Annotated in this window: 13 protein-coding genes and 1 tRNA gene; 2 read left to right on the plus strand and 12 right to left on the minus strand. The window is 47.4% G+C overall.

What is annotated here, in order from left to right; translation table 11 throughout:
• Positions 1–3: 3 nt before the first annotated feature.
• The 7 genes from EO763_RS07630 to EO763_RS07660 form a co-directional block, all read right to left on the minus strand.
• On the minus strand, positions 4–951 hold the full coding sequence (locus EO763_RS07630) for a CBASS oligonucleotide cyclase (RefSeq protein WP_161528573.1): 948 nt from the start codon (positions 949–951) through the stop codon (positions 4–6).
• 33 nt (positions 952–984) lie between these two features.
• Positions 985–2,520, minus strand: coding sequence for a 5'-methylthioadenosine/S-adenosylhomocysteine nucleosidase (locus tag EO763_RS07635; protein WP_161528574.1), 1,536 nt, complete (start codon positions 2,518–2,520; stop codon positions 985–987).
• A gap of 817 nt (positions 2,521–3,337) precedes the next feature.
• Entirely contained in the window at positions 3,338–3,547 is a 210-nt protein-coding gene (locus tag EO763_RS07640) for a TraR/DksA family transcriptional regulator (RefSeq protein ID WP_161528575.1), read from the minus strand.
• On the minus strand, positions 3,537–4,121 hold the full coding sequence (locus tag EO763_RS07645) for a DUF2857 domain-containing protein (RefSeq protein WP_161528576.1): 585 nt from the start codon (positions 4,119–4,121) through the stop codon (positions 3,537–3,539). Before EO763_RS07645 ends, EO763_RS07640 begins: the two co-directional genes overlap by 11 nt.
• A gap of 16 nt (positions 4,122–4,137) precedes the next feature.
• Complete coding sequence (locus EO763_RS07650) at positions 4,138–4,332, minus strand: AlpA family transcriptional regulator (RefSeq protein WP_024108950.1); 195 nt, start codon at positions 4,330–4,332, stop codon at positions 4,138–4,140.
• A gap of 153 nt (positions 4,333–4,485) precedes the next feature.
• Positions 4,486–5,400, minus strand: a complete 915-nt coding sequence (locus tag EO763_RS07655) for a hypothetical protein (protein WP_161528577.1) — start codon at positions 5,398–5,400, stop codon at positions 4,486–4,488.
• Between the two features lie 415 nt (positions 5,401–5,815).
• Positions 5,816–6,088, minus strand: a complete 273-nt coding sequence (locus EO763_RS07660; RefSeq protein WP_014699383.1) for a helix-turn-helix domain-containing protein — start codon at positions 6,086–6,088, stop codon at positions 5,816–5,818.
• A gap of 146 nt (positions 6,089–6,234) precedes the next feature.
• Here EO763_RS07660 and EO763_RS07665 point away from each other — a divergent pair, with 146 nt between their 5' ends.
• Both EO763_RS07665 and EO763_RS07670 read left to right on the plus strand, forming a co-directional pair.
• Positions 6,235–6,549, plus strand: coding sequence for a helix-turn-helix domain-containing protein (locus EO763_RS07665; protein ID WP_161528578.1), 315 nt, complete (start codon positions 6,235–6,237; stop codon positions 6,547–6,549).
• 185 nt (positions 6,550–6,734) lie between these two features.
• Positions 6,735–7,049, plus strand: coding sequence for a helix-turn-helix domain-containing protein (locus EO763_RS07670; RefSeq protein WP_039551213.1), 315 nt, complete (start codon positions 6,735–6,737; stop codon positions 7,047–7,049).
• A 133-nt stretch (positions 7,050–7,182) separates the two neighbouring features.
• Here the strand turns inward: EO763_RS07670 and EO763_RS07675 are convergent, their stop codons facing one another.
• From EO763_RS07675 to EO763_RS07695, 5 genes are all read right to left on the minus strand, one after another.
• Complete coding sequence (locus EO763_RS07675; RefSeq protein WP_161528579.1) at positions 7,183–8,454, minus strand: tyrosine-type recombinase/integrase; 1,272 nt, start codon at positions 8,452–8,454, stop codon at positions 7,183–7,185.
• Positions 8,455–8,615: 161 nt separating this feature from the next.
• A tRNA-Asn gene (locus EO763_RS07680) sits at positions 8,616–8,691 on the minus strand.
• A 142-nt stretch (positions 8,692–8,833) separates the two neighbouring features.
• Positions 8,834–10,096: an MFS transporter gene (locus tag EO763_RS07685; RefSeq protein ID WP_161528580.1), complete on the minus strand. Its 1,263-nt coding sequence runs from the start codon at positions 10,094–10,096 to the stop codon at positions 8,834–8,836.
• Positions 10,097–10,339: 243 nt separating this feature from the next.
• Positions 10,340–13,471, minus strand: a complete 3,132-nt coding sequence (locus EO763_RS07690; RefSeq protein ID WP_161528581.1) for a beta-galactosidase — start codon at positions 13,469–13,471, stop codon at positions 10,340–10,342.
• 313 nt (positions 13,472–13,784) lie between these two features.
• Positions 13,785–14,861, minus strand: a complete 1,077-nt coding sequence (locus tag EO763_RS07695; protein ID WP_161528582.1) for a LacI family DNA-binding transcriptional regulator — start codon at positions 14,859–14,861, stop codon at positions 13,785–13,787.
• Positions 14,862–15,005: the final 144 nt, after the last annotated feature.

Raw genomic sequence — 15,005 nt, forward strand, 5'->3', positions numbered from 1 at the left:
TTATCAATCCTTAGTTTTAAAACGAGGACCGAAGATTTCTTTCCAAACCTCATCGTCGTTTTCAACTGATGCAAATGTAGCCGCTTCCACTGCTTTTTCAGCTGATTTTGTTATGAGTTCTTTTTCCTCCGCTGTTATGCGTGAAGCAACATTATTTTCCGGGCTTGCTGGGTCGATAATGACAACCGGATCACTAAAACTGGATGAGGGCTTACCATTATTTTCTGGAAAGTCGATTCGATCACTCAGTTTTGAACGAGCTATATAGACTAAGAATTCCCGAAAACGTTTTTCAATGCTTTCAGCTGCGCCATCGGTATCGACGAGATAGGCCAAGATGAGTTCAATATGAAAAGATTTAAGCCCCGGGACATCATAAAAATGCTTCCAGCGCTTCGCCAGACGAACCAAAGTTCTGAAGTGTTTATCTTTGGCCTTACGTGCTTTGATGAACTCAATATGACAGGGTGCGCAAGTGAGGTTTTTGGCCCCGCTTTGGATATCGAATTGCCAACCGTGGTCCTGGAGTGAATCATGTTGTAAAACAGGTACAACGTCGACCTCAAGTCCACTTTTAATGAATGAAACTTTAGCCGCGCGCCGCTGAATCTCAAAGTCATCAACTTTCTTGTTGGGATAGATTTCAATCAATAACTCATGTATTCGGTTGCACAATTCCTCATAAGACTTACTGTCTTCATCTACTCCAGTAATGTAGAACACAACGTCCACATCCGTGGGATAATCATCAATCTTACGTAAGATGGTAAATTTGGCAAAAGAGCCTGCTTTCACCACCTTCTTAACCCGAATCTTTGATTTATCAGTGATGCGCGCCTTCAATTCTTTTACAAGATTGTCGACTTGTTTGTGATACTCCTTGCGTTTATCTTGTGATAATCGCAGGACTTTATCGTCGTAATATTCAAGAGCTGTATTAGATAAGGGCATGATTATCCTTAATTAACAATAGTGGTATAAGTCTCAATCTTTCAGCGTCATTCCGTTTGCTATATAGTCAACTGTGACCGCCGCTGCGGCCATTGCTGCAAGGTGATGAAATCTGTTATCTTTCTTAGAATCACCAAAGTCACTGATTCCCCTAACCATAAGAACTGGTTTACCGTAGTTAGCACATGCAGCAAAAAGGCCAGCGCCTTCCATTTCAGCAACCTCTGTTTTGCCATGAAGCTCACGCATGCCTAAAAATTTTTCCGGATCCCTCAGAAGCTTTTCTCCACTCGCAACTGTCGCTGTTTTTGGGATACCCTCTTGGAAGACAGGACCTGCATCAGTCTGTTTTGGAAATTCAATCCCCAGCAACTTGTAACTTTCAGTAAGGCGAGTTTCGAGTGCACTTCTGCTCGACAGATAGGAACTGACATCCTGCCGAACTGACATAGTCAGTCTGGAAATATCAGGTCTATTTTCGACAACACCACCTTGCACATAAGCCGCCCCCTCGTAAGCGACGATCCGATCGGCGAAAATGACCTCACCCAATGAACACTTGCCACGAAGGCCAGCAGCGATCCCCAACATAATCACGCTGGTAGGTTTAATTTCGCCCAGAAGCATGGTAGTCACAGAGGCCGCGTCCACATTGCCCGCACCAGCAAAACAAGCTAGGACGCAACTAGCTGTTTTGCCGCCTCGTTTGCTGACAGGTGCTCTCCAAATATGAAGGCCATTTTCAGTTGTTCTATGCTCTGCGTCTTCGGAGATTCCTAAAGCCTGCTTAGCCGCCGCTAATTCGACATCTAATGCTGTTAACAGCAGCACATCAGGTGGTAAAGCGTCCTTTCGGGCTTGCTCTTCCTCATAGAAAATTTTGACGATACGATTACTGATTTGAGACAAGCTCATACAAGGATTTTGTAGAGACAATGCTGGTAGTGAACTTATAACCTTATTACCGGTATTTGGCATATAGGTTAGAGGAGCAGTATTAAACTTTTTCAAAACTCCTATTGCACCTGTGCCATCTTCGCTGTTTGCACCAAGCTGTAAATCAAGAGGTAATACGGGTAAGTGTTTTCTGGACATTTTATAAGCGCGGTCTAGAACTCCTTTACCTCCGCCAAGAGCTACCATTGCAGTCGCATGTTCAATCTGCTCATCCCCAACGTTTCCACCTGTCACCACTTCATCTTCGAGAGGAACAAGCTCCGCGACACCCCGCGCAATCATGCCAAAGAGTAATCGACGCTGAGCGTCGTTGGCCTTAGTGTTCAAGCGCTCATGAGAGGCCACAATTTTCAGTCTAACCTGTGTGCTTTCACTCGGGATTCGTTTATCAACAGCCTTAGCGATGGTCCAATCGAAAAGCAATGGCTTCTCATCTGCGTTGACCGGTTCTGCGGCAACATAGATTACAAAACCGCCACCCGCTTGCAAAACCGCATCGACGAACTTATCGACAAATTCGTGCGCCCGATCGATGATATTGTTTTCAGTTGTATTGGAAATGCTACCTGCAAGAAGGATGTGGCGTGAAGCCAGCATCAGAGAATTTGTCATAAACGCTCTCGCCTGAATATTAGTACAAACGTAAGAAGGACTCAGTGGCCTTGTCGGGGAAGATAATAATCACGATGTAGCTTCGTGTGTAAGATGGGAGTAGTTAAATGCTATTTCAATGGCAATGATGATTTTTTATTTGGAATCATTATGATTCCTTAGTTTATCTACTTGACCTGCTCTCTGTTGATTATTAAACCGATAAATTATTTGTGAAAAATGGCCTTTAATAGCATTTTCCTTGCTTGATGGCTCCTCAGATTGATACCGACTTTTTAAGATTAATCCCACCGCTAATAGGCTGCATTGCATTTAGGCAATAATCTCCTTCATTAAGCTTTGTCTCTTATATCCGTGGTCTGAGAAGGCGCGTTAGCCTGCTATTTTTCACTCTGGGTGCCGAGATATGCTGTTTTTTTGGGTCGGTAGCGGTCTTTGGAACAACATCGTAGACAGGTAGAGAAAAGACGCTTCTGTCATGACTTTCAATAATATAGCTGAGTGAATGGCAGTATTATGAAAGGCTCTACTCAGCTTAACAACCGGGAAAATGACAAAAGGCATCGACGGATGCTAGAGATACGCAATTGCCTTAACTCCTGCACTTGGAATGTCGGCTCCTCGCTCATTGCAGACTGTCAGGTTTAATAGTGTTCTAACACAGAAAACTACCAGCTCAAGTCTGAACCAATACAGATAAGTAATTATGGTGATGGTTTTTTTTAATATTTCACTGCATATAATATGCATGGTATTTATTCAGATAATAAAAAATGCACAGAGAAGATAACTTCTCTGCGCGAATGTCATCCTGTTATCAGCGCTGACGGCGCTCAAGAATAGTCTGGCATTCCGTACAGGTTGTCACTCCAGGTAGGGTTTGCCGTCGCTGCTCGGGAATGGATTCACCGCATAAACGGCAGTAATGTAATGAGGGCGTAGTTGCTGGCTTGAAACGGTTCTGTTCAATCATCTCTTCCAGACGTTGCTCATTAAATTCTTGATCGCGATCGATCTCATCTGGCATGCGATGTCCTCCTGTTCAGTGCTTCTTTCTCACAAAGGGTGATACGGTTCCAGACGGCAGTCAGGGAAAGCCCTTTTTCGCGGGAAGACAATGATTCAGTAATCTGCATCATTGCTTCCAACGCATCAGGCGTATCAAGGTTCTCAGTGCGTTTCTTTTGCCATGACAGCCAGATTTCAGCATCAACGATTTCATCTGGAATAGGCGTTCGGCCATAAGGGATGGTGACACCCAGCAACCGGCGGCGAGTGCAGACCTCATTTGAGGTGAGGCCAAAAAAATGATTCAGGAGTGCAATAGACCCCCTCAATCTGATGGCACGATTAATTTGTTGCTGGCGTTGCGCCTCCTGGCGGGACAACGTCAGAATCTGTTTTAGAGCGTCGTGACGAACTGTGATCGACATAAATTGCGTCGATGCCCTGCTGACGATAAACAGTTCGTCGAGTGATAGCTGATTGAGGGCATTCAATTCGTCGAATGTGAATCCTAACGTTTCACAATAACGAAAATTGCCTTCTTTAAGCGCGGCAAGGGCGTTTGTTAACACCGTGTAATTCAAGGAGGGGAACATAATGCTCTATCTCCTCTTAGCGCGTTAAGCGGTTAGCTAATTTGAGGTTAATCCAGTCGTCAATTTCAGATTCCAGCCAGGCGACGCTGGCTGGCCCAATCTTTATTGAAGAGGGAAAGGTGCCTTCTTTCATGTACAGGTAGATTTGTGAGCGTTTCAGACCAGTTTTTACTTCTACTTGTTTCAGGCGTAATAACTGATGAGCTGTCATAAATACCTCCAGTGCAGAAATGGGATATGCCCGGAGATGACAAAAAAACACAGTGAGGAAAGGAGTGAAAGTTGAAGAGCCCGTATTACGGACACCACAATCCTTAATACGGGTTTTTAGATTGAAGCGTGTAATGTCATTGTAATTGGGTGCCTAAATGGACGTCGGTGAACCACGCTCAAGTGCTGTTTTTAACGTATCACCGCTGAATCGATCTATCATGCCTTCATCTGATGCCCATTGTTCAAAGATGGACAGAAGCTTATAGGGTTGCCTGATTAATGGGCTGATAGACTCATTGTTTTTACAGGCAAGCCAGAACAATCTGGATAACGGCGTAGATATACGTGTTAAGGTGGGAGGCGAAGTATCATTTTTGGCAGGCATGCTAATTAATTTCTCAAGTTCGGCATGTTTGATGACAAAACAGGCATCCTTTGGCAAATCATGAATCGGAAAATATTCTCTATGGCTATAATGGTTTGTTTTCTGGTTTGGGATTTTTTCAGTAATATGTGATGCGATATTTTTAGGAAATCTCATGATTTGCTGTTTTACTCTTTCGCGATACCTGATTTTCTCAAATATTTGAAAGTGATCGTCGCCGATATTGACAGTAAGACCATAGTTAACGTGATTTTCTCCGACTACGGGTAGTGGAATACCAAGAGATCTCGCTAATAAACGTTGAACCAGAACGTATTCATAGCCGATAAGCGTTGTATCAATCACTTGTTGAGTGGGGTAAGTATATTTACCCTCGGTAATGACGATTAAGTTTCTGTTATTGATGAAACAGTTCTTTTCGAGAATGCATAGCTGGTTAATCAAATGATTGCCTATAGGCATAAGTTTTGCCTTAGCATTTGATGTTTTTATTCTTCGTAAGATTACTGGAGATTGGAAATAGATCGAAAGGTTGATGTCTCCATATAAGGCATGGCGATAAATATCAGCTTCTGTTAACGGTGAGTTTCTTACCTGAGTAGCGATAACTATGGCTTCTGGTATCGTAATCCAGTTAAATTCATCACTAGTGGTATTGAAAATCCTATTTTTCGTTATCATGATTCATCTCCTTTATATGAAAATGATATATTGCATAGGTGGCTAACGTTTCCTTAATGCAGCCACGACGTATAGATAGGATTCTGAAAATGAGGAATAGGATTAGTGAGGGGTTGTTGGGATAACGATGATGTTATTGATTGCTTTTAGCTGGCCGTCACAAAAAATATCTAAATTAGGAAGCCATCACCAAACGAGCTATCTCGATTATGTCGGTTTTTACTCCAAGCGTTGCTGATTTTATTTAGATCAACACAGTAAAAGTTCTGTATTAAAAAAGAAGGGACACACCCTGAATCAGGCATATCAATTGGTTCGAGGTAATTAACGAACCAATTGATGATGCTGCATGGTTGAATCGAGTGGAAACCAGAATGTTATTCCCTGATGGTTGGCGCTTAAACTAGCAAATGATCTAATTGTTTTTATGACGAATTTCTCGCGGAATGCGCTGCCCTTGTGAATCGAAATAACGATTCGGCCAGATTTCACTCGCTGGAATGCCCAGTGCGTCGGCGATCAGTCGTTCACCTTTCGGCCAGGGTCGGTTTAGTGCATTTGCAAGCGTTGATGAACTAAGCCCTGCCTCACGTGATACGGCTGCTAACGTCGTCTTTCGTTTGCGCAGGGCTGCAATGATATCGGCAGGATGCCAGTCCATTCGTTGTTCCTGTTGTTCAATGTTCATACTTCCTCCTCTTGGATTGAAATTTTACTTCTTCCAGTAAACTATATCTTTATTATGGGTGAAAAAACAACCAAAAATAAAGATTAAATTTATTTAAGAAAGAAATGCTTTAAGAAGAGCTTAGTGAGAGAAGCGATAATCAATCTATGTTGATCAGTACCGTGGATAACACTGTGATTGGTAAGCGATTAAGACTAGCCCGAGTGAACAAGGGGTTAAAACAGGCAGAACTCGGTTGCCTCGCTGGTTTGGATGAGGAAACGGCAAGTTCTCGTGTGAGCCAATACGAAAGGGGAGTCAGTGCGCCAGATTTTGGGCTGGTTTCTCGGTTCGCGGCGGTTCTGGATGTTCCAGAAGCATATTTCTATGCTGTTGATGACGATCTCGCCACCTTGATCTTACAGTATCACCGTTTCAAGAAAGCCAACCCTAACACCACGCTGCTGATCACACCCCAGTAAGGTGGATGTTCTAGTGCGTCATGGTGTTCAATTCTTGTGCGTTTACCCTTCTAAATTTAATTATTCCTACTCTCAATAAATTAAATCTTCATTTTTGATTTTAAAATAACCAAAAATAAATTTTAAATTTACTGGCTGAAGAACCACTTCAAGAGCGGCATGGCGGGAACGGCGATAATCGGCTTATGTTAATCTGCGAAGCAGGTAATTCCGTGATTGGTAAACGATTAAGACTGGCGCGAGTGAATGCAGGATTAAAACAGGTCGAGCTCGGTTGTCTCGCTGGACTGGATGAAGAGACGTCGAGTTCCCGCGTAAGCCAATATGAAAGGGAAGTCAGTTCACCGGATTTTGGTCTGGTTTGCCGGTTTGCGGCGGTGCTAGATGTGCCGGAAGCGTATTTCTATGCTGTTGATGAGGATCTCGCAACACTAATCTTGCAGTACCATCGTTACAAGAAAAGTAACCCTAATTCTACGTTGTTGATTACCCCGCAATAGACATTTATTCCTGTATCCGGTCTGAGTAATTTCCTGACATTTCGCGATTTTTTGTGAAATTCTGAGGGGAAGATTTCTCACAGTCTGAAGAGAAGATCCTGTTATCAGGATCTTCTCTTAGGTGCGTTATCGATCAGGCCGCTCCAGCCGTCTTATGTTGTTGAGCATAAATGTATGGTGCAACATATTCTTCCCGGTTGGTATCCAGATAATCCGACCACCATTGCATCATCGCTTTTCGGGCATCGAGATACTCAGCTTTATGGATGTAAGCCGCTCGAACGCTATTGCGTTCTTGATGGCTCATCTGTCGTTCAACCGCATCCTGCGCCCACAGTCCAGATTCCATCAGCGCACTACAGGCCATTGCCCGGAATCCGTGACCGCAAATTTCATCTTTCGTGTCATACCCCATCAAGCGTAGCGCCTTGTTGATTGTGTTTTCGCACATTGGCTTATACGGGTTATGATCACCGGGGAATATCAGCTCCTGATGCCCGGAGATTTCCCGTATCTGTTTCAAAATAGCGATGGACTGACGGGAGAGAGGAACGATATGTGGCGTGCGCATTTTGGCACCACGCCCGGAATAACGCACTCCGGGGATGGCTTCACGGGTAGCCGGAATGGTCCAGATTTTGTTTCTGAAATCGATCTCAGACCAACGGGCAAAGCGCAATTCGCTGGAACGGATGAAAAGGTGCAGGGTAAGTGAGACTGCCAAACGGGTTAATTCTCTCCCTTGCTTGTAGTCCTCAATGCTAGCCAACAGCTCCGGCAGTCGTTCCAGTGGAAGGGCAGGGTAGTGGCGTTTAATGGGCGGGGCGATTATCCCGTCCAGATTTGCCGCCGGGTTGTGCTCTATCAACTCCTGATGCACGGCATGACGCATGATGTTGCACATATGCTGTCGGGTTCGTGCCGCCACTTCCAGCAAACCTTTTTTCTCAATCCCTTTCAGCAGGTCGATGAAGTGGCGAGTTTTCAATTCTGTGACCGGCAGGTGTCCAATGATCGGGAAGATATGGTTATTCATGCTGGCGAGCAGACGGGCGGCATGGTTCTCTGACCATGTTCGGTTGCTTTTATGCCAGTCCAGTGCCACATGCTTGAATGTTTTTTCGGGTGAGTGAGTGGTTCTTTCAGCAGAGCGCTGTTGAGCTGGATTGATATTCTGTGCCAGCAATTTACGGATACCGTCACGCTGTTGACGAGCATCAGCCAGAGAAACATCAGGATAGGCACCTAAGCCGAGGCGTGATTCTTTTCTATTGATGCGATATTTGAGATACCAGAGACGTGAACCGCCTGGATTAACTAAAAGGTACAGACCGTGAGAATCGGAAATTTTGAAGGGTTTTACGGATGGTTTTAAGCTGCGGATTTTTGTGTCGTTAAGAGACATTTGGGGGTCACTCCGTCATCGAACCAACTTGACCCCAAATCTGACCACCAAATTCTCCCGATGCAGAGGGAAAACTAAAAATGCATCGGGAAGATTTTTCACGCTAACTTATTGAATCTAAATTACATAAGGATTCGCAAAGAGGCATGAAAACAAGAATTTGGCTCCTCTGACTGGACTCGAACCAGTGACATACGGATTAACAGTCCGCCGTTCTACCGACTGAACTACAGAGGAATCGTGTGAACGGGGCGCATAATAACGGCGTGTGCCGTGCATGTCAAAGGCGTAAACCACAAAATTGCACTGTTCGGTGAGAGAATGTGCAATTTGCCGATATTTTTGGCAAATACCGGCATTTTATCGCGTCCTGCCATCGCTAGAGTGTATTCAGCGGCGCTTTCTGTTTATCGGAAAAGGCATACAGCGGCCCTTTTCCTGACAGGGTAAAGAGGGATATCGCTGTAAAGGAAAGGGCAATGCCGCCTAAAATCAGGTAAGTGCCATGAAAACCGATGCTGTCATACATATTGCCAGCAAAGATCGACATGAAAATGATTGATACCTGTTTAAAGAAGCAGAAGCACACCAGATAAATTGTCGCGGAAAAGCGGACTTCAAAGACCGTGGTGATGTATTTGAAGCAGCCTACAATCAGGAACGGTACTTCAAACATGTGCAGCGTTTTCAGCACAATCACTTCCAGCACTGAATTGGCAAAGGCCGAACCAATAATGCGCACGGACATAATCGTACCAGCAATGAGCAGGGCGTTTTTACCACCGATACGGTTCACAATCAGCGGGGCGAAAAACATGATGCTGGCATTAAGCAATTCACCCAGCGTGGTGACGTAGCCAAATACTCGCGTCCCTTCCTGTCGGGTCTCGAAAAACGAGGTGAAGAAGTTGGCAAATTGCTGATCGAACACATCATAGGTGCAAGAAACGCCGACGACATAGAGCGTCAGAAACCAGATTTTGCGTTCTTTTAGCAGTTCGGCTGCTATTTTCAGGTTGAACGGTTTCTGGTTGGAACCTACCTGATCGGCAACGAGAGCGCTGGAGGAGGCCTCTGGTTTCGCCAGTAGCAATAGGATAGCGAGGATGACGGCACAACCGGAACCTAGCCAGAAAACGAACTGGTTATTGATGGTAAACATAATACCTACGATAGACGCACAGAGCGCCCAGCCGAGACAGCCGAACAGACGCGCACGGCCAAATTCAAACTGGCTACGGCGGCTGACTTTCTCGATATAGGCTTCAATAGCCGGTGCACCGCCGTTGTTGATAAATCCCAGATAAATCCCGCCGACGATAGAACCTAAAACGATATTGTATTTTAGTAATGGGCCAAAAACATAAATAAAGAACGGAGCAAAAAATACCAGCATTATGGTAATAATCCATAGCAGGTGTTTTCTCAATCCTAATTTATCGGACAGTAAGCCAAATATTGGTTGAAATAACAAGGCGAAAAAGGAAATGCAGGCGAAGATAATTCCTGTGTCACTTTTACTTATTTGGTTAATATCATGAAGCCAAATAGGGAAGAAGGGGAAGTAAGCCCCCATGATGAAGAAATAGAAAAAGAAAAACAGGCCAAATATCCAGAAATTCTTATTATGTAGGTAGTACATGTTATTTTCTCCGATATGCATTATACCCGTTATACTTCAAGCCGCAGGCGTGTTGGCTACGTTCAAATACTCGGCCCGTCGTGGGCCTCGCCCTAAAGGGCCGCTGCTAGCAGATTTGTCACCCGAATCACTTACTTGAGTAAGTGATTCGGGATGCCTTCTCTTGCCGCCTGCCTGCAACTCGAATTATTTAGGGTAGATACTCGCTCTCTTCCGTTGTTTTTTTAATACTGTTTTTTCATATCAAGACAGCTGATGATGTTGAAGAGCGACGCGATAGTGATAATACGTGGCCGTGAGTAAATCATCGCGATGAACGCTGGGACTCCAGGAGTCATCGCCGCCAATTCCCATGTGGAAGCCATCCAGATTGAGCCAAACGCCTTTTTCCTTTTCTAATAAATGATGGTGGGTACACGTCATCAATTGCGTTAGCCCGTAGCGGCTTAACCCAAAGTGAAAGTCTCCGGTGATCGTCCATTTGCCATAGGTCAGCGTACGCGTGTTACAGCGCAGCCCGTTTTCCGTTGGGAAAATATAAGGTGTGTGAAGGTCATCCAGCGGCAGGCTCCAGTGCCCATGCTGTGCCGCGAGCTGCCGGTCTGGGTAATTTTCATGTGGCCCAAGCCCGACCCAACTGACCTGAGGCGCGACGTCGGCTAACTGGCAGCTCAAGCCTACTCTGGCCAGTGACGGCAGCACCGTGGCGGCGTCAACATCGACATCCACGGTTATCACGCCATGGGCATCAATCTGCCAGCGCTTTTTACTCCGCAGCAGGATCTGTTCGGCATGGCGGAATACGTGCTCAGTAACAATGTGCACGGCATCGGTGAGTTGGTTAGCCTGAATAGCAACACACTGCGTCTGCAATTGATAAAGCCCGGCCGATTTCCAACGTTCGACCCAGGCGCGCGGATCGATACGATCGACTTCGCTGATACCGATGTCGTTATCCAGCGGTGCGCGAACAAACTGATCCTGCAAGGGGGTTAACAGCGTTGGGGTATCCGTCGCCCACCACTGTTCCAGCCAGCCGCTCTGGCGGTTAAAGCGCCAGCGCTGTTCGCCTTGAATAATGTCAAAGTACGCATCGGACGAGTGCAGAACAGGAGGTTTCCTCTGTCCAGAACAAAGTGCCTCGGGAAGATGGAGCTGTGTAGGAAGTTGCCACTGATCCCAGGCGCAGCGGTGATTGGCTTCTGACCAAGCGGTGGCTTTCGGCTGTACAACTTCAACATTGAGCCAAAGTTCTCCTGCGCGGTCGACTGTGGGAAGGGCTTCCAGCAGCGTCAGAGTCTGTGTGGCCTGCGGTGCGAGCGTCAGCGGCAGAGAACCTTCTGCGAGCATCTTACCATTCAGCGTAATGCTCCAGTTCAACTGCTCGTTGTCCGTATGGCGAAACAGGTATTCACTGGTGACACGCAGCTCACACGGTGATTCTGCCTGCCAGAAAAATTGAATGTGTTGCTGTGCCCGCTGGGCTTCATACAGGCTGGGATGCGGGGTGCGATCGGGAAAAACCAAGCCGTCCAGACAGAACTGGCGATCGTTAGGCATGTCGCCAAAATCTCCGCCGTATGCCCAGTAGGCATTGCCTTGTTCGTCGCGGCGGTTCAGCGCCTGATCGACCCAATCCCAAATGAATCCACCCTGTAACCGAGGATATTGGCGGAATGCCTGCCAGTAGCGTGCGAACCCTCCCAGACTGTTGCCCATTGCGTGTGCGTATTCGCAAAGGATGAGCGGCCGATGTTCGTCTGGCATGCTGACCCATTTGGTGATCGACCATTTGGGTACGCTGGGGAAGGGCTGATCTTCATCAACGCGGGCGTACATAGGGCACACAATGTCAGTTGCACGGCTATTGGCGCCGCCGCCTTCGTAATGCACGGGGCGAGTCGGATCGTGGCGTTTGATCCACTGGTAGAGTGCATCATGGTTTGCGCCGTAGCCGGATTCGTTCCCCAATGACCAGATAATGATGCAGGGATGATTGCGGTCGCGCTGTACCATCCTTGATACGCGTTCGCTGTAGGCTGGCAGCCAGGCGGGATCGTCCGACAGACGATTCATCGGCTGCATGCCGTGCGTCTCAATGTTCGCTTCATCTACAACATACAGACCGTAGCGATCGCACAGCCGATACCACAGCGGATGGTTAGGGTAATGTGAGCAGCGTACGGCGTTAAAATTATGTTGTTTCATCAGCATAATATCGTGCCGCATCGTGTCTTCATCCATAACCTGACCGTGCTGTGGGTGGTGTTCGTGACGGTTAACGCCGCGGATCAGCAGAGGTTGACCGTTCAGCAGCAGCAGGCCGCTGCGGATTTCAACTTTTCTGAAACCGACATCATAGGCCTCCGCTTCGATCAGTTCGCCTTCCGACGTTTCCAATGCAATGACGGCACGATACAGGTGCGGCTGTTCGGCGCTCCACAGATCGGGCTGTGGCACGTCGATGCGGAGAAAAGATTTGTCATGATAGGCACCGCGCTCATCGACAATATCGCTGCCGAACGCCTGTCGCGTACCACCGATGAGCTTATTACCACGCCAAAGCTGTGCGTGGATGCGATGGTTTTTGGCCTCAGCTTCAGAGAACGTTGCCTTCACCTGAATATCCAGCGTGCCGTGGCGGAAATCGGCGCTGAGCGGCGTCGTCAGTTGGATATCGCTGAGGTGAACCGCCGGTTTATGCAGAAGCGTGACGTCGCGGAAAATACCGCTCATACGCCACATGTCCTGATCTTCCAGATAGCTGCCGTCAGACCAGCGTAGCACCATCACCGCCAACCGATTCTCTCCGGCCGTCAGATAGCGACCGATGTCAAACTCCGCAGGCAGGCGACTATCCTGCGAGTATCCCACCCAGTGACCGTTACACCAGAGGTAAAACGCGGAGTTAACGCCATCAAAAATAATCCGTGTTTGTCCGCGGCTGATCCAATCGTGATTAACCTTAAAAGTGAGCGAGTAACAACCTGTGGGATTGTCTTCTGGTACATAGGGTGGGTTGACGGGGATCGGGTATTTTACGTTGGTATAAATCGGGGTGTCATAGCCCTGTCGCTGCCAATTGGCAGGCACCGGAATGGTGTCTGAATCAGGAAGATCCTGCTGTAACCAGCTTTCTGGGACGGCTTCCGGGCGGGTGAAATAACTAAACGTCCATTCACCATTCAGACGACGAAGCCGCTGAGATGGCTCATCTTGTTGTGCAGCAGCCATGCTACGCCAGCTGTTGAACGGTGGGTGAGCAGGGAGCCGCTGATAGTGAGTACAGGCTGGGTTTTCCCAATCACGTCGGGCAAGAATTTCTTGCAGCGTGGCGCGATGGTGTGCTGGATACGATAAAACGGTATCGCTCATGATGGCTTGGCTCCTGAACGTTTTTGAGTCTACCTCTGTGTTCGGATTTTATAATTGTTATTCGCTCACAATTTCTGTTGCTCATAACATATCGACTCGATATGGCGAGTAAAGTGGAACGTGACAATAAAGTGGAAGCGATCACAAAGATCGTTTGTAAAATGAATGGGGATACATCGAATTTGGAAAGCGCTGCGCAATAAATTAACGAGGGATGATAATTAACTTATTGTTTATCCGATTATTTTGTTAGGGTTTGACATCGGTAGTGAAAAACTACTGTTGTGTAAAGGGTTACAAACAGTGTAAAGGATTACAGCCTTTGTAGCTGGCGTGTAATGTCCAACAGGTTTTTGGTAAGTTCTTGTAGAGAGGTATGGGTTGATGAATGTACGGCAGTGCTGTGGCGTACGAGCAGTTCGGTGGGTAACAGCAGTGACGTGCTCTGGGTAGGATCGCGCAGCGTGGCGAGCAAACGAGTGACGCCTTCTTTACCTAATAGCCTGAAATCCTGGCGAATGGTTGTCAGTGGTGGGGTGTAATACGCGCTGTCCTGAGTATCGTCAAAGCCGATCACTGACATCTGCTCCGGTACGCGAAGGCCATATTCGTGCAGCGCGCGCAGGACGCCAAGCGCCATTTGATCGTTCGCCACAACAATGGCGGAGACGCGCAGAGATTGCCCCAGTAGTGCCAGCGTCTGATGGTAACCGGATGCGGCGCTCCAGTCACCGTGTAGCACCGAAGCGGGGGACAACTGTTGTTTCTCCAGCTCGGCCAGCCAGCCTTCATAACGCAGGCGGGCGGAGATCGACGTCATTGGCCCAGTCAACAAGGCAATGTGTTGATGCCCCAGTTGTACCAGATGCGTGATGGCTAAGCGTGCGCCGTGATCGGGATCGAACATGACGTTGAGTATGTCGGTATGCGGATCGGCATCCATAAACAGGACGGACGTGTCGGCACAGGTTTGGCTAATGTGGGCGACGTCATCCGTGGAGAGCGGAACATTCACGATAACGCCGCTGACCCGCTGAGAAAGCAGGTCGTTAACGGCGTTATTACAGGTGTTGACATCCGGGCTGCTCAGCATCGACATCACGATGTTAATGCCTAGCTGACTGGCGGTGCTCTTAATTGCCGCGGCAATTTGTGAAGGCGCGTGCAGCGAAAGATCGGTAGTGACCAGCCCCAACGTGGTGATGGTTTTCCCTGCCAGCTGCTGGGCGACGCGATTAGGCGTGTAGCTAAGCGCCGCCATTGCCTGTTCCACTTTACTGCGAGTACGGGATGAAACATGGGGCGCTTGGTTCAACACGCGGGAAACCGTCTGATAGGAAACCCCAGCGTACTCGGCGACATCATTTAGTGTTATGGGTTTCTGTTTCATCGCGGCAATTCCGTGCGTGATTATGTACTTGAAAGAGCATTATCATAACAAATCGCGCAGGGAATCCGTAATCGGTGTGCGTATTCCGGCGTAATCAACGCAGGCCGAAGAGAAGCTGACGTTTGTAGGCGTTTTTAGATGTTT

The organism is Pectobacterium odoriferum, from assembly GCF_009931295.1.
GTDB classification, from domain to species: domain Bacteria; phylum Pseudomonadota; class Gammaproteobacteria; order Enterobacterales; family Enterobacteriaceae; genus Pectobacterium; species Pectobacterium odoriferum.

What these genes read in the sequence shown, in the direction of transcription:
- EO763_RS07675 (WP_161528579.1), bottom strand. Translation starts at nt 8,454, where the DNA reads ATGTCTCTTAACGACACAAAAATCCGCAGCTTAAAACCATCCGTAAAA.
- EO763_RS07665 (WP_161528578.1), top strand. Translation starts at nt 6,235, where the DNA reads ATGTTGATCAGTACCGTGGATAACACTGTGATTGGTAAGCGATTAAGA.
- EO763_RS07655 (WP_161528577.1), bottom strand. Translation starts at nt 5,400, where the DNA reads ATGATAACGAAAAATAGGATTTTCAATACCACTAGTGATGAATTTAAC.
- EO763_RS07640 (WP_161528575.1), bottom strand. Translation starts at nt 3,547, where the DNA reads ATGCCAGATGAGATCGATCGCGATCAAGAATTTAATGAGCAACGTCTG.
- EO763_RS07650 (WP_024108950.1), bottom strand. Translation starts at nt 4,332, where the DNA reads ATGACAGCTCATCAGTTATTACGCCTGAAACAAGTAGAAGTAAAAACT.
- EO763_RS07695 (WP_161528582.1), bottom strand. Translation starts at nt 14,861, where the DNA reads ATGAAACAGAAACCCATAACACTAAATGATGTCGCCGAGTACGCTGGG.
- EO763_RS07670 (WP_039551213.1), top strand. Translation starts at nt 6,735, where the DNA reads ATGTTAATCTGCGAAGCAGGTAATTCCGTGATTGGTAAACGATTAAGA.
- EO763_RS07630 (WP_161528573.1), bottom strand. Translation starts at nt 951, where the DNA reads ATGCCCTTATCTAATACAGCTCTTGAATATTACGACGATAAAGTCCTG.
- EO763_RS07690 (WP_161528581.1), bottom strand. Translation starts at nt 13,471, where the DNA reads ATGAGCGATACCGTTTTATCGTATCCAGCACACCATCGCGCCACGCTG.
- EO763_RS07660 (WP_014699383.1), bottom strand. Translation starts at nt 6,088, where the DNA reads ATGAACATTGAACAACAGGAACAACGAATGGACTGGCATCCTGCCGAT.
- EO763_RS07635 (WP_161528574.1), bottom strand. Translation starts at nt 2,520, where the DNA reads ATGACAAATTCTCTGATGCTGGCTTCACGCCACATCCTTCTTGCAGGT.
- EO763_RS07645 (WP_161528576.1), bottom strand. Translation starts at nt 4,121, where the DNA reads ATGTTCCCCTCCTTGAATTACACGGTGTTAACAAACGCCCTTGCCGCG.
- EO763_RS07685 (WP_161528580.1), bottom strand. Translation starts at nt 10,096, where the DNA reads ATGTACTACCTACATAATAAGAATTTCTGGATATTTGGCCTGTTTTTC.